Source organism: Nocardia cyriacigeorgica (assembly GCF_010858045.1).
GTDB classification, from domain to species: domain Bacteria; phylum Actinomycetota; class Actinomycetes; order Mycobacteriales; family Mycobacteriaceae; genus Nocardia; species Nocardia cyriacigeorgica_E.
On the sequence record NZ_JAAGVC010000061.1, the window covers coordinates 1 to 20,115 of the forward strand.

The 20,115-nt window shown below is 68.0% G+C and carries 20 protein-coding genes, 1 pseudogene and 1 riboswitch; of the genes and pseudogenes, 13 read left to right on the forward strand and 8 right to left on the reverse strand.

The features are described from left to right. The coding region (locus GV790_RS27415) for a CaiB/BaiF CoA transferase family protein (protein ID WP_163817493.1) at window positions 1–1,036 on the reverse strand (1,036 nt) is incomplete at its 3' end. Window positions 1,037–1,314: 278 nt separating this feature from the next. Between GV790_RS27415 and GV790_RS27420 the strand changes: the two genes are divergently transcribed. Continuing rightward, complete coding sequence (locus tag GV790_RS27420) at window positions 1,315–1,797, forward strand: DUF456 domain-containing protein (protein WP_163817495.1); 483 nt, start codon at window positions 1,315–1,317, stop codon at window positions 1,795–1,797. Between the two features lie 146 nt (window positions 1,798–1,943). After that, on the forward strand, window positions 1,944–2,267 hold the full coding sequence (locus GV790_RS27425; protein WP_163817496.1) for a hypothetical protein: 324 nt from the start codon (window positions 1,944–1,946) through the stop codon (window positions 2,265–2,267). 186 nt (window positions 2,268–2,453) lie between these two features. On the opposite strand, the gene GV790_RS31435 is transcribed toward GV790_RS27425, so the two are convergent. Continuing rightward, a complete protein-coding gene (locus GV790_RS31435; protein ID WP_256673559.1) occupies window positions 2,454–2,729 on the reverse strand; it encodes a hypothetical protein in 276 nt (91 codons plus the stop codon). A gap of 43 nt (window positions 2,730–2,772) precedes the next feature. On the opposite strand from GV790_RS31435, the gene GV790_RS31440 reads away from it, so the two are divergent. Further along, window positions 2,773–3,270, forward strand: a complete 498-nt coding sequence (locus GV790_RS31440) for a C40 family peptidase (RefSeq protein WP_375139434.1) — start codon at window positions 2,773–2,775, stop codon at window positions 3,268–3,270. A 6-nt stretch (window positions 3,271–3,276) separates the two neighbouring features. Here the strand turns inward: GV790_RS31440 and GV790_RS27435 are convergent, their stop codons facing one another. Next, window positions 3,277–4,146: an amidohydrolase family protein gene (locus GV790_RS27435; protein WP_163817501.1), complete on the reverse strand. Its 870-nt coding sequence runs from the start codon at window positions 4,144–4,146 to the stop codon at window positions 3,277–3,279. Window positions 4,147–4,200: 54 nt separating this feature from the next. Next, a complete protein-coding gene (locus GV790_RS27440) occupies window positions 4,201–5,592 on the reverse strand; it encodes an FAD-dependent oxidoreductase (RefSeq protein WP_163817503.1) in 1,392 nt (463 codons plus the stop codon). Between the two features lie 165 nt (window positions 5,593–5,757). Between GV790_RS27440 and GV790_RS27445 the strand changes: the two genes are divergently transcribed. The 6 genes from GV790_RS27445 to GV790_RS27470 all read left to right on the forward strand — a co-directional run bounded on the left by GV790_RS27445 (window position 5,758) and on the right by GV790_RS27470 (window position 10,588). Beyond that, a complete protein-coding gene (locus tag GV790_RS27445; RefSeq protein ID WP_163817505.1) occupies window positions 5,758–6,228 on the forward strand; it encodes an Rv0361 family membrane protein in 471 nt (156 codons plus the stop codon). A gap of 65 nt (window positions 6,229–6,293) precedes the next feature. Further along, window positions 6,294–6,408, forward strand: a riboswitch (SAM riboswitch). A 19-nt stretch (window positions 6,409–6,427) separates the two neighbouring features. Beyond that, window positions 6,428–6,844 carry a rhodanese-like domain-containing protein gene (locus tag GV790_RS27450; protein ID WP_163817507.1) on the forward strand — a complete coding sequence of 139 codons (417 nt, stop codon included), beginning with the start codon at window positions 6,428–6,430 and terminating at the stop codon, window positions 6,842–6,844. Beyond that, window positions 6,841–8,055, forward strand: coding sequence for an O-succinylhomoserine sulfhydrylase (locus GV790_RS27455; RefSeq protein WP_163817509.1), 1,215 nt, complete (start codon window positions 6,841–6,843; stop codon window positions 8,053–8,055). The genes GV790_RS27450 and GV790_RS27455 overlap by 4 nt, the downstream gene beginning before the upstream one ends. A 114-nt stretch (window positions 8,056–8,169) precedes the next feature. After that, on the forward strand, window positions 8,170–8,808 hold the full coding sequence (locus GV790_RS27460; protein WP_163817511.1) for a DJ-1/PfpI family protein: 639 nt from the start codon (window positions 8,170–8,172) through the stop codon (window positions 8,806–8,808). Then, complete coding sequence (locus GV790_RS30685) at window positions 8,805–9,281, forward strand: MarR family winged helix-turn-helix transcriptional regulator (RefSeq protein WP_163817513.1); 477 nt, start codon at window positions 8,805–8,807, stop codon at window positions 9,279–9,281. The genes GV790_RS27460 and GV790_RS30685 overlap by 4 nt, the downstream gene beginning before the upstream one ends. 158 nt (window positions 9,282–9,439) lie before the next feature. Beyond that, window positions 9,440–10,588 carry a serine hydrolase domain-containing protein gene (locus GV790_RS27470; RefSeq protein ID WP_163817515.1) on the forward strand — a complete coding sequence of 383 codons (1,149 nt, stop codon included), beginning with the start codon at window positions 9,440–9,442 and terminating at the stop codon, window positions 10,586–10,588. Window positions 10,589–10,598: 10 nt separating this feature from the next. Here GV790_RS27470 and GV790_RS27475 read toward each other — a convergent pair whose 3' ends face one another. Continuing rightward, window positions 10,599–11,384 (reverse strand): thioesterase family protein, encoded by a 786-nt coding sequence (locus tag GV790_RS27475; RefSeq protein ID WP_163817518.1) that lies wholly within the window; start codon window positions 11,382–11,384, stop codon window positions 10,599–10,601. A gap of 72 nt (window positions 11,385–11,456) precedes the next feature. Continuing rightward, the gene (locus tag GV790_RS27480) at window positions 11,457–12,215 is read right to left on the reverse strand and encodes an HAD-IIA family hydrolase (RefSeq protein WP_178128420.1); all 759 of its coding nucleotides are present in this window, start codon (window positions 12,213–12,215) and stop codon (window positions 11,457–11,459) included. A 326-nt stretch (window positions 12,216–12,541) separates the two neighbouring features. Between GV790_RS27480 and fgd the strand changes: the two genes are divergently transcribed. Beyond that, on the forward strand, window positions 12,542–13,552 hold the full coding sequence (gene fgd / locus GV790_RS27485) for a glucose-6-phosphate dehydrogenase (coenzyme-F420) (RefSeq protein ID WP_163817528.1): 1,011 nt from the start codon (window positions 12,542–12,544) through the stop codon (window positions 13,550–13,552). A 194-nt stretch (window positions 13,553–13,746) separates the two neighbouring features. Here the strand turns inward: fgd and GV790_RS27490 are convergent, their stop codons facing one another. Beyond that, window positions 13,747–14,253 (reverse strand): nitroreductase/quinone reductase family protein, encoded by a 507-nt coding sequence (locus GV790_RS27490; RefSeq protein WP_163817522.1) that lies wholly within the window; start codon window positions 14,251–14,253, stop codon window positions 13,747–13,749. A 69-nt stretch (window positions 14,254–14,322) separates the two neighbouring features. Between GV790_RS27490 and pta the strand changes: the two genes are divergently transcribed. Beyond that, window positions 14,323–16,395 (forward strand): phosphate acetyltransferase, encoded by a 2,073-nt coding sequence (gene pta / locus GV790_RS27495; RefSeq protein ID WP_163817524.1) that lies wholly within the window; start codon window positions 14,323–14,325, stop codon window positions 16,393–16,395. A 99-nt stretch (window positions 16,396–16,494) separates the two neighbouring features. After that, the gene (locus tag GV790_RS27500) at window positions 16,495–17,697 is read left to right on the forward strand and encodes an acetate kinase (RefSeq protein ID WP_163817526.1); all 1,203 of its coding nucleotides are present in this window, start codon (window positions 16,495–16,497) and stop codon (window positions 17,695–17,697) included. Window positions 17,698–17,745: 48 nt separating this feature from the next. Here the strand turns inward: GV790_RS27500 and GV790_RS27505 are convergent. Next, a pseudogene (locus GV790_RS27505) lies at window positions 17,746–19,980 on the reverse strand (serine/threonine-protein kinase PknG); the annotation flags it as partial. 69 nt (window positions 19,981–20,049) lie between these two features. Here GV790_RS27505 and GV790_RS31445 point away from each other — a divergent pair. Then, window positions 20,050–20,115 (forward strand): hypothetical protein (locus GV790_RS31445; RefSeq protein ID WP_375139435.1); only part of this gene is annotated, 66 nt, incomplete at its 3' end.

The window sequence follows — 20,115 nt, forward strand, 5'->3', positions numbered from 1 at the left end:
GGTTCGGGGTGCGCGAGAAGCGCGGGGCGGGGGCGTGCTGGGTGATGTTCTCCAGGTCGAGCAGGGCTTCCCGGGCCACGATGTGCTCGTTCTCGGTGGCTTCGGAGAAGGTCAGCACCGGGGTGACGCAGGCGTCGGTGCCGATGAAGATCTCGGTCCACTCGTCGCGGGTCTTGGTGCGGAAGCGTTCGGCGAACAGCTTCTTCAGGGTGTCCTGGCCCGCCGGGTCGATCTGATAGGGCAGGCCCTCGGGATCGATGCCGAGCCCGGCGAGCAGCTGCGCGTAGAACTGCGGCTCGATCGCGCCGACGGCCATGTACTTGCCGTCCGCGGTCTCATAGGTGTCGTAGAACGACATGCCGGTGTCGAGCAGGTTCACCCCGCGCTCCTCCGACCAGGCGCCGGAACCGCGCATACCCCAGATCATGTGCGAAAGGGCAAGGGCGCCATCGACCATCGCGGCGTCGATGACCTGCCCCTTGCCGGAGGTCTGCCGTTCCACCAGCGCGGCGAGGATGCCGAACACCAGGAACATCGAGCCGCCGCCGAAATCGCCGACCATGTTCAGCGGTGGCACCGGACGCTCGCCCTTGCGGCCGATGGCGTGCAGCACGCCGGTGAGGCTGATGTAGTTGATGTCGTGGCCCGCGCGGTCGGCCATCGGGCCGAACTGGCCCCAGCCGGTCATCCGGCCGTACACCAGGCGCGGATTGCGGGCCAGCACCGCGTCGGGGCCGAGGCCCATGCGTTCGGTGACGCCGGGACGGAAACCCTCGATCAGCACGTCGGCCTTGTCGAGCAGTCCGAGCACCTTCTCGACATCGGCCGGATCCTTGAGATTGGCCTCCACGATGGTGCGGCCGCGCAGCTGCGGGCGGTCGAATCCGCCGGGCAATTGACCCGCCCGCTGCACGCGCACCACGTCGGCGCCGAGATCGGCCAGCAGCAGTGCGGCGTGCGGACCTGGGCCGATGCCGGCCAGTTCGATAACCCGGATGCCCGCGAGCGGGCCCTGCGTGGTGGATGGAGTGCTCACGCCCTACCTCGGTTCGTCGTCGAATCCTGCGCACCGGGGGGCCGGTGCTCGTCACCGGGAGCAGCCCGGAGACTGTATTGACAGTACGACAATAACCCGGCCCGCTGTGACCCGTACCTCCATGCTGCACGACCTGGCCCGATAGGACAGAATCCGGACATAAGGTTCGCCCGGCGACCGGGCGGTACGCGGCTGCGTCCTCCGGTCGGACGGCGCGAGCGCATCAGGACGGGCCGGTGCTGTCGAGGCCGCCGCGCCGACAACGGAGGGACTGGTCAGTGAGCGTGTGGGGCGAGATCGTCGTCGGCCTGGTGATCGTGGTCGGCCTGCTCGGCATCGTCATCCCCATCCTGCCCGGCGTCATCCTGATCTTCGCCGCCATCGGCGTCTGGGCCTTCCTCACCGGTGGCGCGACCGCCTGGGCCGTCTTCGCCATAACAACTGTGCTGCTGGTGATCTCGGGCGTCATCAAATACACCTGGCCCGGCCGGAAACTGAAGGAAGCAGGCGTACCCAACCGCTCCCTCTACCTCGGCGCCATCCTCGGCATCATCGGTTTCTTCGTCATTCCGGTCGTCGGCCTGTTCGTGGGATTCATTGCCGGCGTGTACATCTCCGAACTCCAGCGGGTCCGCGGTCAACGCCTGGCCTGGCAGTCCACCTGGCATGCGGTGAAGGGCGTTGGCCTGTCGATTCTGGTGGAACTGCTCGGAGCATTGCTGGCAGCGGGGGTCTGGCTCGCGGCCGCGATCATCGTCTAGGCCGGAGACGGCGACGGCTGCCGTGCCCGCCGCCGCTGTTGGCGGCGCACAAGGGATTCGAAAGGGTCCGGCAAGGTGCGGGCGGTTGTCTTGGCGGCATCAGGTGTGCTGCCGGAGGGCGGTGCGATGGCTCGGGAGGAACCTCCGTGTTCGATTGGTATGTCTGGATGCTCGTGTTCAGCGGCACGCTCATGCTGGCGATGGCTGCTGTGAAGGGCGGGCAGAGTGAGGCCTCGCGGTGGCTCAATGGGGCGTTCGGGGCGGGATTCCTCGCCTACGCCGGGTATCTGGCGTTCGTGTTCGAGGGTGGCAGCTATCTGATCTTCTTCCAGGCGTTCATCCTTCCGGTGCTGATGGTGGTGAACTTCGTTCGGACGACGGACTGGAAAGCGCTCACCACCAGGCCGACGCCGACGCAGCAAGCGTGGCGGGCCTACCAGAAGGAGCAGGAGCGGCTCGCGAGGCGGTGAGCGGCCCCGGGTGGCTTGCGGGCGACGATCCGGCGTTCTCGACTCCCAGATTTCTCGAATAATCAGATGTAATTAACTTGTGATAACGGTTCGTTATTGCTTCGTTATACGACAGAGGTGTGTTCCGCTGTACTCGTCATGCCGATGACTGAAAGATCGACGCTCGGATCGACTGGACCGAACAGATCACCGTGACGTTTTTCGAATCAATTCGAAGGCCGTGGTGAACAACGCTCGTCCGCCATCGGCCTCGATGTGAGCATCGGAGGACCGCATCATGGCATCATCTGACGACGACGTTCGATATTCTCGCCGGTTGCGCCGGGTATTGCTGCTGGCACTCGGGTCGGCCGCGGCGGTGGCGCTGCTACCGGCCACCGGCTCGGCGACGGCGCAACCGCTGGTAGTTCCAGGAATCGGCACATTCGAAACTCCGTTGGACACCGTGCCGGACAGCTTCACGGCTCCGAAAATCGACAACATTCCGGCACATGAAATTCCCCAGGTGAAAATAGGTGAAATTCCGGCCATCGTGCCCGCGAGGGCCGAGCTCACGCCGGTGCGGGTCGAGCCGATCGACCTCACCATCCCACCGCTACCGTTCGCCCTACCGCAGCTCCCGGGCGTGCAGCCAGCAGCACCCGCGTCCGTCCCCGAGCAGACCCGTGGCGAGGCCGCGATCGCCGCCGCCCGCAGCAAGCTCGGCGCGACCTACGTCCCCGGCGCGACCGGGCCCCATTCCTTCGACTGCTCCGGATTGGTGCAGTGGTCCTACCGCCATGCGGGCGTCGACCTACCGCGTACCAGCCATCAGCAGCTGGCCGCCGGAACTCCCGTCTCGCGCAACGATCTACGCCCCGGCGACCTGGTGTCGTTCTACGGTGGCGGGCACTCGGCGCTGTACTCCGGCGGCGGCAAGGTCATTCACGCCGCGACGTCCGGCGAAGGCGTCGTCGAATCCGATATGGCGACAATGCCATTCGCCGGCGCCCGCCGATACTGACCGATCTCACTCCACGATCGGCAGCGGAACCGTATCCGTCGCTCCTGATTTCGGCAGTTCCGCGCGCGGAATAGGCATGGTAGGCGCGGGCGGGGCGTGCAACGGAAGTGTCGGATCGGGGTCGGCGATCGGCCGCTGGACCGGCGGCAGCCGGTAGAAGGCGCGGGCGTTGTCTTCGAGCACCTTGTGCATATCGGTGCCGACCACGTCGCAGATCAGGTCGACATCCGAGTCTTCGAACGGCCTGCCCGCACGGGTGCCCGGAAGGTCGGTGCCGAACATCAGGGCTTCCGGGTTCACCGCGTGAATGCGGCGCAGCGCGGTGGCGACCTCCATGTCGACGCGGCCGAACCCGGTGGCCTTCACCCTGGCGCCGCGGTCGACCAGATCCAGCAGGAACGGCAGTCCTTCCTCGGACATGCCCATGTGGTCGACCGACAGGGCGGGCAGCTTCAACACCACCGGTTGCAGCGAGGCCAGCATCTGACCGTCGATATAGACCTCGACATGCCAGCCCGCGAGCTCGTAGGCGCGCACCGCCTGCAAGGTCATGGCGGCGATGTCGGCGGCGGCGCGCTTGAGGTTGAACCGCAGCGCCCGCACCCCGACCTTGTCCAGCTCGACGATCTCCTCGTCACCCGCGTCCAGCGGCAGCCGGGTGACGCCGACCCAGCCCTCGCCGAGTTCGGCCAGCGCCGCCCGCAGATAGCTCTGATCGCTGCCCTGGAAGGACGCGCTGACCACGGCCCCACCGGTGATGTCGAAGCGCGACATACGCTTTCGATAGTCATCGATGGTGTAGGGCTCCGGCAGGTAGCCCTCATTCTCGATCAGCGGAAACCGCGGATCGATGATGTGGACATGGGCATCGAACACGTGTACAGCATGCCTCAGCGTCGGATTTCGCGCCTCCCCGATCCCGGGGAGCGGTCAGACTTTGTGCGGCTCGCTGGCGCGCAGCATGTCCTCGCGTTCCACGACCTTGACGCGCTCGCGGCCTTCGGGTTCGCCGAGGGCCCGCTCGTGGGCGTCGAGGCGGTACCAGCCGTCCCAGGTGGTGAACGGGATGCCCTTGCCCTCGAGGAACTCGATCACCGCTTCGGGCTCGGGGCGCTCGGCGGGGGTGAAGTCCTTGCTGTCGTCGAGCAGGCAGGCCACGGTCTCGTTGGCGTCGCCCTTGGTGTGGCCGATGAGACCGACCGGGCCGCGCTTGATCCAGCCGGTGACGTAGGTGGCGGGCATGTAGCGCGCCTTGCCGTCGGCATCTTCGTCGGCCAGCACGCGGCCGGCCTCGTTGGGCACCACGCCGGCCTGATCGTCGAAGGGCAGGTTGGTGATGTTCTGCGACAGGTAGCCGACGGCGCGGTAGACCGCCTGCACATCCCAGGTCTTGTACTCGCCGGTGCCCTTGACGTTGCCGGTGCCGTCGAGCTGGGTGCGCTCGGTCTTGAGGCCGACGACCTTGCCGTTCTCGTCGCCGAGCACCTCGGCGGGCGACTCGAAGAAGTGCAGGTAGAGCCGGTGCGGGCGGTTGCCCTGATCGCGGATGGCCCACTGCTCGAGGGTGTTGGCGACCATGTCGACCTGCTTGGAGTGGCGGCGCGCGGCCTCGGAGCCCTCGTCGTAGTCGATGTCCTCGGGATCGACGATGACCTCGATGGTCGGCGAATGATCCAGTTCGCGCAGCTCCAGCGGGGTGAACTTGGCCTGCGCCGGGCCGCGACGCCCGAAGACGTGCACCTCGACGGCCTTGTTCTCCTTGAGGCCCTTGTAGACGTTCGGCGGGATCTCCGTGGGCAGCAGTTCGTCGCCGGTCTTGGCCAGCACGCGCGCGATGTCCAGCGCGACGTTGCCGACACCGAGGACGGCGACCTTCTCCGCATCCAGCGGCCAGGTGCGCGGCACATCCGGGTGTCCGTCGTACCAGGAGACGAAGTCGGCGGCGCCGTAGGAGCCGTCCAGGTCGATACCGGGGATCGGCAGGGCGCGGTCGGCGTTGGCGCCGGTGGAGAAGATCACCGCGTCGTAGTAGACCCGCAGGTCGTCGAGGGTGATGTCGGAGCCGTAATCGATATTGCCGAGCAGGCGAACCTGCGGCTTGTCGAGCACCTTGTGCAGGGCGGTGATGATGCCCTTGATGCGCGGGTGGTCGGGGGCGACGCCGTAGCGGATCAGGCCGAACGGCGCCGGCATGCGCTCATAGAGGTCGATGGACACATCCGCATCCGACTTCATCAACGCGTCGGCGGCGTAGATACCGGCCGGTCCGGCACCCACGATCGCGATGCGGAGCGGGCGTGCAGCTGCGGTCTGTTCGGTCATCGTTTACGCGCACCTTATTGGTCGAGACAGTTAATGGGCGTCGGTGTTTAGCTTAGGCTAACTTGACGCACGGCTGGATTTCACCTGCACGGCACCGGCCGCGATCCCGCCGATTCTATCGGGGGCCTCGCGAGTGGCCTCGGGGGACCAAGGGATCATCAGCTCATGAGCGATCAGCAGCCAGATCCGGGCGCGGCCCGGCGCGAACCGGGCGACGAGCCCGAATCCGGCGATTCGACCCGGTCGATGGCGCCGTTCATCATCGCCGCGGTGATCGCGGCGCTCGTGCTCGCCGTCATCGTCATCGCCGAGCTGGTCTCGCCGGTTGAGAAAAATGTCACAGAGGCCGACCGGGTGGCCGCCGCGGTGCGTGACTTCGGTGAGGTGAGTTCGCGCTACGGCCTGCTTCCGCCGGAGGAGGCGGTGTGCCCGGACTTCGATCCGAAGCGCTCGCCGATGGCGGGCAGGCTGGACGAAGGCGAGACCGGAAAAGCCGTAGAAATCACGAAACTCGAGGATCTGAAGGTCGAGGGCGACCGCGCGACCGCCACCGTCACCAGCAAGGTCGATGGCGCCGAGGCAGCCGGGAACTGGACCCTGAAACGGGTCGACAACACCTGGCTGGTCTGCCACTGAACCCCAGCGCAAGGCCCTGATCGGGGGTTTGACAGGGCAACCCCCGGCCAGGCAATCTCATTTCAGGTCATGAGTGCCAGCGTCAAGCCCCGGCTTGCTGGCCGGCAACCCTCCTCCGCGGTGGGGTGCTCCGGGTGACGACCTGGCGCGCATCGAAGCCAGATGCGGCAAGTGCGGATTCTCGAGGAAGGTGCCACACATGACTTATGCCGGCGACATCACTCCGAAACAGGCGTGGGAGATATTGCGCGACGATCCCCGGGCGGTTCTGGTGGACGTGCGGACCGAGGCCGAATGGAAATTCGTCGGCATCCCCGACACCAGCGCCATCGACCGGCAGACCGTGCTGATCGAATGGGTCGACGGCACCGGCGCGCGTAATCCCGAGTTCGCCCAGCAGCTGCGCACCATCCTCGACGGGCGTGACCCGGATGCCCCGGTGGTGTTCCTGTGTCGCTCCGGCCAGCGGTCGGCGCATGCCGCCAGCCTGGCGACCAGCGCGGGCATCGAGCCGTCGTACAACGTCAGCGAGGGGTTCGAGGGCCCGCTCGACGAGTTCGGTCACCGCGGTAGCGCCGGCTGGCGTGCCGACGGCCTGCCCTGGCGGCAGTCGTGATCACCGGCGGCGCGTTCGACCGGCCGCTGCCGGAGGGCGTCGGTCCGGCCACCCTCGGCGTGCGCGGCGGCCTGCGGCGTTCGGGGTTCGAGGAGACCTCCGAAGCGCTCTACTTGACCTCGGGCTTCGTCTACGAGAGTGCGGAGGCGGCCGAGGCGGCGTTCACCGGTGACGTCGAGCATTTCGTCTACTCCCGCTACGGCAATCCGACGGTCGCCACCTTCGAGGAGCGGATGCGGCTGATCGATGGCGCCGAAGCGTGCTTCGCCACCGCCAGCGGCATGGCAGCGGTCTTCACCGCGCTGGGCGCGCTGCTCGGTGCGGGTGACCGGCTGGTGGCCGCGCGCAGTCTGTTCGGTTCGTGTTTCGTGGTGTGCAACGAGATTCTGCCGCGCTGGGGCGTGGAGACGGTGTTCGTCGACGGCGAGGATCTCGACCAGTGGGAGCAGGCGCTGTCGGTGCCGACCACCGCGGTGTTCTTCGAGACCCCTGCCAACCCGATGCAGACCCTGGTCGACGTGCGCCGGGTGAGCGAGCTGGCCCATGCGGCGGGCGCGAAAGTGGTGCTGGACAACGTCTTCGCTACGCCCCTGCTGCAACGCGGCTTCGAGCTCGGTGCCGACGTGGTGGTGTATTCGGGCACCAAGCACATCGACGGGCAGGGCCGGGTGCTCGGCGGTGCGATCCTCGGTTCCGCGGATTACATCGGCGGGCCGGTCAAGAATCTGATGCGCCACACCGGCCCCGCGCTCAGCCCGTTCAACGCCTGGACGCTGCTCAAGGGCCTGGAGACGATGCCGCTGCGGGTGAAGCATTCGACCGAATCCGCCCTGCGGATCGCGCGGTTCCTGGAGGGCAACGACGCTGTCAGCTGGGTGAAATACCCGTTCCTGGAATCGCATCCGCAATACGACCTGGCCGCGAGTCAGATGAGCGGCGGCGGCACCGTTGTCACCTTCGAGTTGAAGGCGCCCGAGCACGAGGCGAAGAAGCGCGCCTTCGAGGTGCTGAACCGGCTGCGCATCGTCGACCTGTCCAACAACCTGGGTGATGCGAAGACCCTGATCACCCATCCGGCCACCACAACCCATCGCGCGATGGGTCCGGAGGGACGCGCCACCATCGGGCTCACCGACGGTGTCGTGCGCATCTCGGTGGGGCTAGAGGATGTGGAGGATCTGCTCGGCGATCTGGAGCACGCGCTGAGCTGAGTTCGCTCGCCGCGGCGTCCGTACGCTGCGGAAAGGGCCGGTGCCCGGTGGTGCCGGCCCTTTTTCACATCCGAGGTATTGACAGCATCCTGTCAAACATGACAGCATACTGTCATGACCACGAAGACAGTGCACGTAGCCGTTTACGATCTGCTCGCCGACTGGGAAGTGGGTGCGGCGATCGCGCAGATCAACCACAACGTGGGTTTGCAGCGCGAACCCGGTAGCTTTCAGGTCCGCACTGTCGCGCCGATGGGCGAGACCGTGACCACCATGGGCGGGATGCGCATCGTGCCGGATCTGGCGCTGGCCGAACTCGACGCCGCCGACAGTGCGCTGCTGATCCTGCCGGGATCGGAACTGTGGGACCGCGGCGGACTCGGTGGTTTCGCGTACGCGGCACGGAAGTTCCTCGAAGCGGGCGTTCCGGTCGCCGCCATCTGCGGTGCCACCTTCGGCCTCGCCAAAGAGGGCCTGCTCGATGAGCGCCGGCACACCAGCGGCGCCGCTGAATACCTCGCCGCGAGCGGATATGCCGGGGCGGCCAACTATGTCGACGCGCCCGCGGTCACCGATGGTGACCTGATCACCGCGGGCCCCTCCGCGCCATGGGAATTCGCCCGGGAGATCTTCGCCAGGCTCGACCTGTTCGAGCCGCAGGTGCTCGATGCCTGGTACCGGCTGTTCGCCAAGAGCGATGCGTCCGCGTACCCCGTGCTGGCCGAGTGGGAGGCCAAGGCGGCGGCCTCGTGAGTGTCGATTCCGGCCGGTCTGTCGCCGCCCATGCCGAGCAGGATCTGTTCAGTACCGCGGCGATCACCACATTCCGCTTGAACGGCCAGTTCCTCGCCATCGCCGAGGAATTGGCCGCCCCGGCCGGGATGACGGCGGCCTGGTGGCAGGTGCTCGGCGCCGTGCTGCGCGGGCCGCAGTCGGTCGCCGGCATCGCCCGCGCCATGGGCATCACCCGCCAGAGCGTGCAACGCATCGCGGACCTGCTGGTCGACAAGGGGCTGGCCGAGTACCGCCCCAATCCGGCGCACCGGCGCGCCAAGCTGGTGGCGGTCACCGAATCCGGTCGCGCGGCGATCGCCCTGATCCGTCCGCACCATGCGGTGATGGCCCAGCGGCTGGCCGACGAACTCGGCCCCGATTTCGCGCCGACCGTTGCCGCGTTGGTGCGCCTCAGTGCGGCGCTCGACGTCATCGGCACACCGCGCGAATAGGCGGGCAGTCGGTCGCGGACCCGGCGTGGCCGGGGACCTGCTCGGGCTCCATCGACGACGGCCGCGGCGAGACGGCCTGCGGGGTAACCCCAGCACCTGTCGTGGGTCGCAGGATGAAACGGCTGCTCGCCGGGGCTGAAACGTGTTCTAATTTCGCTATGGCGGTCGACGGCAGGTGCGATCCAGCGTTTCACGCGGTACGCGAGGTGTTCGAGGCCAACCTGGCCGACGGCCTGGATACGGGGGCGGCCGTGGCCGTCTTCGTCGGCGGTGAGCCGGTCGTCGATCTCTGGGGCGGGGTGGCGGACGTGAAGACGGGGCGGGCCTGGGATCGGGATACGCCATGCGTGTCGTTCTCGTGCACGAAGGCCGTCACCGCGGCGGCGGCATTGATGGTCGCCGAGCGGGAAGGCATCGACCTCACCGCGCCGGTCGCCCGCTGGTGGCCGGAGTACGCGAGGCTCGGCAAGGAGAACACCACCACCGAAGACCTGCTGACCCACCGCGCCGGACTACCCGCGTTCACGCAGCCGCTGACTCCCGCCGATGCCGCCGACGCCGCGGCGATGGCCGCGCGCCTGGCCGCGCAGGAGCCGATATGGACACCGGGGACACGGCACGGCTATCACGCGCTGACCTTCGGCTGGCTGGTCGGTGAATTGGTGCGGCGGCGCACCGGCGACACGGTCGGCGAGTTCGTGCGGGCGCATATCGGTAGCGAGTTGTGGATAGGTGCCCCGGCCGAGGTAGCTGCTCGCGCGGCCCGCGTCGGCTTCCCGCCGGAATCCCAGACGCAATGGGCAGCACAAGAACTCGCGATCGGCGACGATACGGTGCAGAACCTGGCCGCCGCCTACCGCGACCCCGGTTCGCTGCTCATGCGGGCCTCCACGAATCCGGCCGGCTCCTACAACGATCCCGCTGTGCTGGGTGGCGGCTGGCCCGGCGCCGGGATGGTCACCACCCCGCGCGCGCTGGCCACCTTCTATCGCGATCTGCTGCGTGGCCGGCTGCTCGCCCCGGACACAGTGCGCGAGGCCATCCCTGAACGGGTGCGCGGGGCCGATGAGGTGTTGCTGCTGGACAGCGCTTTCGGGCTCGGTTTCATGCGGCCATCGCCCAGCTTCCGGCTGCCGCCCGCGGCCCGCGCGAGCGCCTTCGGCCATCCGGGCGCGGGAGGTTCGATCGGCCTGGGCGACCCGGACCACGATGTCGCGTTCGCCTTCATCCCGAATCTGCGCCGCGACGGGCTCGCGGGCGATCGCCGCGCCTACGACCTCGTCGAGGCGGTGTACGCGGCGTTGTAGGCCGCCGAGGTCAGCGCGGCGCGGTGAAATCGATCTGGCGGTGGGCGTTGGCGAGTGCGGTGACGACGCAGGTGCCGATCGGGCCGGTGCGGTCGTAGAGGGTGGCCGAGCCGACCGAAATACCCGCCGAGGCAATGGTGTTGTCGGCGCGCAGCCCGAGTTCGTGACCGATCGGCAGCCGCGCGAGGGTGAGCGTCATATCGGCGTTGATGTAGCCCTGGCCGTCCGAACCCCAATGGCACACATGGTTGGTGGAGTCGCCGAGGAACGCCGCGCGCTGGAATGGCGTGATCTCCTCGCCGGCGACCAGCGGCGGCAGGCTGTGCCAGGAGATCTTGCGGTCGGCGTTCTGGTTCGCGGCGATGTCATGGGTCCACTCCCGGTCGCCGCTCTTGAACAGGCCGCGCTCGCCCTCGGGGGAGAGGCGCCGCTCCGGCACCGGCAGCTCGAGCTCCGGGCTCCACACCTGGCCCGGCGGCTCCGAACCGGTGGTCAGGAACACCGCGGTCGCGCGGGCCCGTACCTCGTCGTTCTGCACGATTTCGGCATCGGCCACGAGGATCCGCTTACCCTCGCGCACCACTTCGCTGCGCACCGCGAGCGGCTCGTTCAGCACCGGCCGGAACAGATCGGCCGTCAGCCGGGCCGGGACGAACCCCGCCGGGCAATGCCGTTCGAGCTGCCTGGCCAGCGCCGCGCAGACGCCGGTGCCGCCGATCTGATTCGACGACCAGCGGCTGACCGCGAACCGTTCCGGGACGAGCAGGTCCCCGTCGGTGGTGAAGAAACTGACCATCCCGTCGGCACCCTTCGCGCGATCGTTCGTTCTGCGAAAGGTAACACGTGCCGATTTCCGCGGGCCCGCCGCTCAGTCGGCGAACGGCGTCTCGGTGCGGCCGATGAGATCGGCGACCGAATCCACCACGAGGGTGGGGCGGTACGGGTACTGCTCGACCGAAGCGCGGGTGGAGATGCCGGAGGTCACCAGGACGGTGCGCATGCCCGCCTCCATCCCGGAGATGACGTCGGTGTCCATCCGGTCGCCGATCATGACGCTGGTCCGCGAATGCGCGCCGATGCGGCGCAGCGCCGAGCGCATCATCAGCGGGTTGGGTTTGCCGACGTAGTACGGGTCCCGGCCGGTCGCGCGGGTGATCAGGGCGGCGACCGATCCGGTCGCGGGCAGCACGCCGTCGCGGGAGGGGCCGGTGGCGTCGGGGTTGGTGGCGATGAACCGGGCGCCGCGCTCGACCAGCCGGATCGCGGTGGTGATCGCCTCGAACGAGTAGGTGCGGGTCTCGCCGAGCACCACATAGTCCGGGTCGCTGTCGGTGAGCACGTAGCCGATCTCGTGCAATGCCGTGGTGAGCCCGGATTCGCCGACCACATAGGCGGTGCCCTCGGGGCGTTGATCGTTGAGGAAGGTGGCGGTGGCCAGCGCGGAGGTCCAGATCGCCGACTCCGGAATGTCGAGCCCGCTGTGGCGCAGCCTGGCCTGGAGATCGCGCGGCGTGCGGATGGAGTTGTTGGTGAGGACCAGGAACGGGATCTCTTTGTCGCGCAGTTCGGCGAGGAACTCGTCGGCGCCGGGGATCAGATGATCCTCGTGCACGAGCACACCGTCCATATCGGTCAGGTAGGAAAGGATCCGATCGTCTGCGGAGGTCACCCGGCCAATTGTCCGCTATCGGCTGTGCAGCGGCCCGCATTGCGTGACACATCACCCCTATGCGCGCCCGGCCAGTGCGTCCGAGCGGCGATTCTCCCGGCGGGGGTTCAGCAGCCGGGCAGCGCTGGTTATGGTCGAGGGCGGGTCGCGCTCAGTGCGGCGCGGCAGCGATATCGGGCGCGGCACCGGGAACAATCCCCGGCGGCCCTCGGCTGTATCGGGCGATCGCGGAAGCGGTGCAATGGTGTGCGGTGACCCCGCACGAAGCGACAGGAGTGGCGCAGGTGGCGGATCTCAAACTCGGGTACAAGGCGTCGGCCGAACAGTTCGGGCCGAGGGAGCTGGTGGAGCTGGCGGTGCTGGCCGAGGAACACGGCCTCGACAGCGCGACGGTCAGCGACCACTTCCAGCCGTGGCGGCACAAGGGCGGGCACGCGCCGTTCTCGCTGGCCTGGATGGCCGCGGCCGGTGAACGCACCGAGCGCATCCTGCTCGGCACTTCCGTGCTCACCCCGACCTACCGCTACAACCCGGCGGTGATCGCGCAGGCCTTCGCCACCATGGGGTGTCTGTATCCGAACCGGGTGATGCTCGGCGTCGGCACCGGTGAGGCGCTCAACGAGATCGCCACCGGCTACACCGGCGAATGGCCGGAATTCAAGGAGCGTTTCGCACGGCTGCGCGAGTCGGTGGAGCTCATGCGCGCGCTGTGGACCGGCGAGCGCACCGATTTCGACGGGCAGTACTACCGCACCGTCGGCGCCTCGATCTATGACGTGCCCAAGGGCGGTATCCCCGTCTACATCGCCGCCGGTGGCCCGCTGGTCGCCAGGTACGCCGGCCGCGCCGGTGACGGTTTCATCTGCACCTCCGGCAAGGGCATGGACCTCTACACCGAGAAGCTGATGCCCGCCGTCGCCGAGGGCGCGGCCAAGGCCGGCCGCGAGGTCGCCGATATCGACCGGATGATCGAGATCAAGATCTCCTACGACACCGATCCGGAACTGGCGCTGGAGAACACCCGGTTCTGGGCGCCGCTGTCGCTGACCGCCGAGCAGAAGCACTCGATCACCGACCCGATCGAGATGGAGGCCGCCGCCGACGCCCTGCCGATCGAGCAGATCGCCAAGCGCTGGATCGTCGCCAGCGATCCCGACGACGCCGTCGCCCAGATCAAGCCGTACCTGGACGCGGGCCTCAACCACCTGGTCTTCCATGCCCCCGGGCACGACCAGCGCCGGTTCCTGGATCTGTTCCAGCGCGATCTGGCGCCGCGGTTGCGGGCGCTGGGTTAGTCGGCTGCCGCGGCCCGGCTCGTACGGTGGGCCGGGCCATGATCTCCCGTTACCGCCGCGAGAGGTCGTCGGCGCCGGTGTCGACCGAGCACGCCGATGGCACGCGGATCCGGATGCCGGCGTAGGCGATCGGCTGGTCGTCGCCCGTGCCGGTCGACCATGCGCTCGACGGGCATCGCCCGGACAGGCGTGAATCAGGCGCGGGTGAGCGCGAAGATGCGCAGATCGCGGGTGGTGCGTTCGCGGTACGCGGCGTATGCCGGGGTGACCTCCACGAATCGCTCGTAGATGGCGTCTTTGGCATCGTCCGGCACCGGCGTCGCGGTGACCGGGATCGTTTCACCCGCGATGACGACCGTCGCCGCCGGATTCGCCAGCAGGTTCGCCGTCCACGCGGGGTGGTGGGCCTGGCCGAAGTTGCTGCCGACCACGTAGAGCGTGTCGCCGTCGTGCACGTACAGCAGCGGCTGGGTGCGCGGCTGCCCGGATTTGCGTCCGGTGCTGGTGAGCAGGATGACCGGCGCGCCGATCGGCCCGAGCAGGGTGCGCTTGCCGTTGGTACGGCGCAGCACCGCGCGGTCGGCGGGGGTCAGCGTGCGGATCAACCACGATCCGGGCTTGCTCGCGGCGATCGGATGCGCCAGCCGCGAGAGCAGACTGTCGCGGGAACCCCATTGCGTATTCGGAAACGGCTCGGCCATTCCGGGGACTATATCGGCGGGGCGAACGTCACCCGGTCCGATTGCCGCCGGTTCACTAAGCTCTGCGATATGGCCGACCTAGCTCCGTCCACCGTGTACATCGCGTCACCCGAAGGCGACACCGGCAAGAGCACGGTGGCGCTCGGCGTCTTGCAGATGCTGTGCGCGACCACCGCGCGGGTCGGGGTGTTCCGGCCGATCACCCGCTCCACCGACGAGCCCGACTACATCCTGGAGCTGCTGCTCGAGCACAGCACGGCCGATATCGAGTACGCGCAGGCCATCGGCGTCACCTATGAGCAGGTGCACGCCGATCCGGACGCCGCGATCAGCGAGATCGTGATGCGCTTCCACGAGGTCGCCAGGTCCTGTGACGCGGTGGTGGTGGTCGGCAGCGATTACACCGACGTGGCCAGCCCGAGCGAGCTGCGCTACAACGCCAGGATCGCGGTGAATCTCGGTGCCCCGGTGCTGCTGGTGGTACGTGGTTCCGAGCGCACTCCCGACGAGGTGAAGCAGCTGGCCGAGCTGTGTTCGTCGGAGCTGTCGGCCGAGCACGCGCAACTGGTCGCGATCATCGCCAATCGCTGCGCTCCCGATCAGCTGGAACAGGTGTGCGCGGCGCTGTCCGGTTTCGAGGTGCCGTCGTGGACGCTGCCGGAAGTGCCGCTGCTGATCGCGCCGACCATGGCCGAACTGTGCGCCGCGATCGACGGCGAGATGTACAGCGGCGACCCGGAGCTGCTGCATCGCGAGGCCATGAAGATCATGGTCGGCGGGATGACGGCCGAGCACATTCTGGAACGGCTGGAAGACGGGGAAGTCGTCATCGCACCGGGCGACCGGTCCGACGTACTGCTCAGCGTGGTGAACGCGCATGAGGCCGAAGGCTTTCCGTCGCTGTCGGGCATCATCATGAACGGCGGCCTGCTGCCGCATCCGGCCATCGCCCGCCTGATGACGGGTCTGAAGCCGAAGCTGCCGATCCTCACCACGAACCTCGGCACCTACGACACCGCTGGCGCCGCGCACCGCACCCGTGGCCGCATGTCGGCCGACAATCCGCGCAAGGTCGATACCGCGCTGGCGCTGATGGAACAGCACGTCGACGCCGGCGAATTCCTGCGCAGGCTGGAGGTGCCACGCTCGACGGTGGTCACTCCGCAGATGTTCGAATACCAGCTCATCGAGCGGGCGCGGGCCGACCGTAAACGCATCGTGCTGCCCGAAGGCGACGACGACCGGATCCTGCGCGCGGCCGGCCGGGTGCTCCAGCGCAAGATCGCCGACCTGATCATTCTCGGCGACGAGACCGCGATCCGGGCCCGCGCCGCCGAACTCGGCGTCGACATCGCCGACGCCGAGGTGCTCGATCCGCGCACGTCCGAACACCTCGAAGAGTTCGCCCGGGAATACACCGAACTGCGCAAACACAAGGGCATGACGCTGGAGCGGGCCCGCGAAACCGTCACCGACATCTCCTATTTCGGCACCATGATGGTGCACAAGGGCATTGCCGACGGCATGGTGTCCGGTGCCGCGCACACCACCGCGCACACCATCCGGCCGTCGTTCGAGATCATCAAGACGGTGCCCGGTGTGTCCACGGTGTCGAGCGTGTTCCTGATGTGCCTGGCCGACCGGGTGCTCGCCTACGGCGACTGTGCCGTGGTGCCCGACCCGACCTCGGAGCAGCTGGCCGATATCGCGATCTCCTCGGCCGCGACCGCCGAGCGTTTCGGGATCGATCCGCGGGTGGCGATGTTGTCGTACTCCACCGGTGAATCCGGTAGCGGCGCCGATGTGGACAAGGTGCGGGTGGCCACCAAACTGGTCCGTGAGCGCGCGCCGCAGCTCCTGGTGGAGGGCCCGATCCAGTACGACGCCGCGATCGAGCCGACGGTGGCCGACGCCAAACTGCCCGATTCCGAAGTCGCCGGGCGGGCAACGGTGTTCATCTTCCCCGACCTCAACACCGGTAACAACACCTACAAGGCGGTGCAGCGCAGCGCGGGTGCGATCGCGATCGGTCCGGTGCTGCAAGGTCTGCGCAAGCCGGTCAACGATCTGTCTCGCGGTGCGCTGGTCACCGATATCGTCAATACCGTCGCCATTACCGCGATCCAGGCGCAGGGCGAATGAGCCCGGCTGTCCGGCCGGTCACAGGGCGGAACAAGCGGGTCGGGGGGCGGGTTACCGGTGGTGTGGCGGTGCGGTGCTCGCGCCGGCGGAGGAGGCGTGATGGGTAACGAACGGGTGCTGGTCATCAACTCCGGCTCGTCATCGATCAAATATCAGCTGCTGGAACCCGAATCCGGGGTCGTCGCCGCGTCCGGCCTGGTGGAGCGCATCGGCGAGGACGACGGCCGGGTCGAACACACCGTGGACGGGCAGACGGTCGAGCGGCGCGGACCGATCGCCGATCACACCGCGGGGCTGCGGCTGGCGTTCCGGATGTTCGCCGACTCCGGGCACGACCTGTCCGGCGAGGGGGTGGCCGCGGTCGGGCACCGGGTGGTGCACGGCGGCGAGGTGTTCTACCGGCCGACCCTGCTCGACGATCGCGCCATCGCCACCATCTCCGAACTGTCCGCGCTCGCACCGCTGCACAATCCGGCCAATGTCATGGGTATCGAAGCCGTGCGAGAACTGCTGCCCGATACCCCGCAGGTGGCGGTGTTCGATACCGCGTTCTTCCATGATCTGCCCGACGCCGCGAAAACCTACGCGATCGACGCGAAAGTCGCGCAGGCGCACGGTATTCGCCGTTACGGGTTTCACGGGACCTCGCACGAGTACGTATCGCGGCGGGCGGCCGAAGTGCTCGGGCGGGCGCCGGAAGAGGTCTCGCAGATCGTCTTCCACCTCGGCAACGGCGCCTCGGCGTCGGCGATCCGGGGCGGCAGGGCGGTCGATACCACCATGGGCCTGACCCCGCTCGAAGGTCTGGTGATGGGTACGCGCTCCGGAGACCTCGACCCCGGCATCATCGCGCATCTGATGCGCACCGCGAACATGGATATCGACCGGGTCGACCAATTGCTCAACCGCAATTCGGGACTCAAGGGATTGTCCGGCGTCAACGATTTCCGTGAACTGCGCAGGCTCATCGATGGCGGTGATCAGGCCGCGCGGCTGGCCTACGACGTCTACATCCACCGGCTGCGCCGCTATCTCGGTGCTTACCTGATCGAGCTCGGCGGGGTGGACGCGATCACCTTCACCGCGGGGGTCGGGGAGAACAGCTCCGATGTCCGCGCGGACGCACTGGCCGGGCTCGAGCGATTCGGCATCGCGGTCGATCCGGAGCGCAACACGGCGAAAGACCGTTCGGCGCGGATCATTTCACCTCCCGACGCGGAGGTGACCGTGCTCGTCGTGCCGACGAACGAGGAACTCGCCATCGCGCGGGCGGCGCAGACGGTCGTCGCCGAGCACGGATAGGCGTCGGTGTCCTCCGGTTCCCGTTACGGATCGGAGCGTCCGGCGCGCTCAGAACCAGGTCTGTGCCCGGATGGCGTTGGCGAGATCGACCAGTGCGTAGCGATGGGTGCGGTTGGGGGAGATGCGGGCAAGGGTGCGCAGGCCGGATTCGGTGCCGTCGCGCAGATCGCGTTCGGTGAACGGCTCGCCCAGCAGCGTCGCGTCCGGGCGTTTGGGAGTGTGGCCGGCCTGTAACCAGGCCAGGGCGGTGCCGAGCACCAGCAAGCGCAATTGCACCGCGCGATGCTCGTTCGACGGCAAGGCCTGCACCCGAGCGGCCGCGAATTGCAGGGTGGTCTCATCGAGTTCGGCGGGCGCAGCCGCGGTGAGCAGGAGCAGGACCGCCGTCATCCGCGCGGTGGTGAAGTAACGGGAGGTGGCTGGGACCTCGTCGAGGGCATGGACGGCGTCGTCGACCCGGCCGGCCGCGATCAGCTGCCTGGACAGACCGAACGCCGCGCTCACCACCCCGTGATCGGTGCGCCAGACGGTCGCGTAGAACTTCTCCGCGTACGCGCGCCACTGCTCGGGATCGGGCGAATCCCAGTGTTGCAATACCAGTTCCGCGGTGGCGGCGAGCGCCAGCTTGGGTGCGATCTCACCGGGCAGCACGCTCAGCACCGCGTCGAAGCGGGCGAAGGCCTTCTCGAAATCGAGTTCGACCAGCTCGGCCAGGCCGGTGTACCAATCGACCCGCCAATCTCGTTCGGCGGCCGGGATACCGGCGAGGACATGGGTGAGGGCCGCCGGTTCCCCGCGATCCAGATGTACCCGTGCCTCGGCCAGCCGCAGCTCCGTCTCGAGATTCGGCGGTGCGTTGTCCGGGTCGGCGGCGGCGCGTTCGCGTGCGTCGTCCAGGGCCTCGAGCGCATGCTCGGGGTCGGGGTGCACGGCGGCCGACAGCAGTGGTGCGGACGGATCGGCCGGGTCGACGACCGGCACCGGAAGGGCGAGGGCCACCTCACGCGCGGACAACTTGCTGCTGCGCGGAACGCCATCGGCATAGGCGTCGGTCTGTCCCAGCAGTTCCTCGGTGCCGAACCCGGCCCGCTGTGGACTGAACACTGTGGACAGCTGTGGATGTTCGACGCCGGTCTCCATCGCGAGGATCTCGCGCAGCACGCCGGCCAACTGCGCGGACATGGCGCGGGCGGAGGGGAAGCGGCGCGCCGGATCCGGGTCGGTGGCGCACAGCAGCAGCCGGTAGAAGAACTCATGCCGGGCCAGCACGGGATGCTCGGATGGATCGGGGATGCCGTCGAGGTAGCGGCCGTGTTCCATCGGCATATCGACCGTCAGTACCGCGAGCGTGCGGCCGACGGTGTAGATGTCGGTGGCGACGGTCGGCCCGGTCTTGGCGATCTCGGGCGCCTGGAAACCCCTGGTGCCGTAGAGATTTCCGTACGCCTCGATGGTGGCGACGGCGCCGAGGTCGATGATCTTGACCTGGTCCTCGGTCACCATGACGTTGTCGGGTTTGAGGTCGTTGTAGGTGAGGCCGATCGAATGCAGATGGTCCAAGGCCGGCAGCACCTCGAGCACATAGGCGATGGCCTCGGCGATCGGCATCCGCTCGGATCGTGGATAACTGTCGAGAATGTCGCGCAGCGATCGCCCGCCCACGTACTCCATGACGATGTAGCCCACCGTGGTGCCGTCCGAACCGGTGTGCTCCACGAAATTGTGGATCTTGACGATGCTCGGATGCGCGACCTCGGCCAGGAACTGCCGCTCCGCCATCGCGACGGCCTGTGCCTCGGCGTCCTTGGTGTGCAGTAGCCCCTTGAGCACCACCCACCGATCACTGACATTGCGGTCGATCGCCAGATAGATCCAGCCGAGCCCACCGTGCGCCAGGCAGCCCTGGATCTCGTACTGACCCGACACCATGTCGCCGGGATGCAGGGAGGGGCGGAAATCGAACGGCGCGCCGCAATTGTCACAGGTGCCGACGGTGGTGCCGGGATGCGTCGGCGTGGTGCGGCCGACCGGGGAACCGCACCGCCAGCAGAACCGTTTCCCCTCCGCCACCACCGGATTCGCGAGCACCGCCGAGCGCGGGTCGGCAGGCTCCACCGTCGGAATCTCCACCAGCCCGGCACCCAGTTTGCGCACCGCAGGACGCGAGAGCGCCGTGCGCACACTGCGACCCGAGGTGCGCATGGTTGCGGCCGAATCACTCGCTGATGTGGGGACTCGGCCAGGAGTTGCTCGAGTGCCGGGGAACGCCTGGGTGCCGGGGCCGAGCTGCGTGCCGGGAAAATCCTGTGGCCCTGGGAATGCCTGGGTGCCGGGCTGGTGGAGATTCCGACGGTGGAGCCTGCCGACCCGCGCTCGGCGGTGCTCGCGAATCCGGTGGTGGCGGAGGGGAAACGGTTC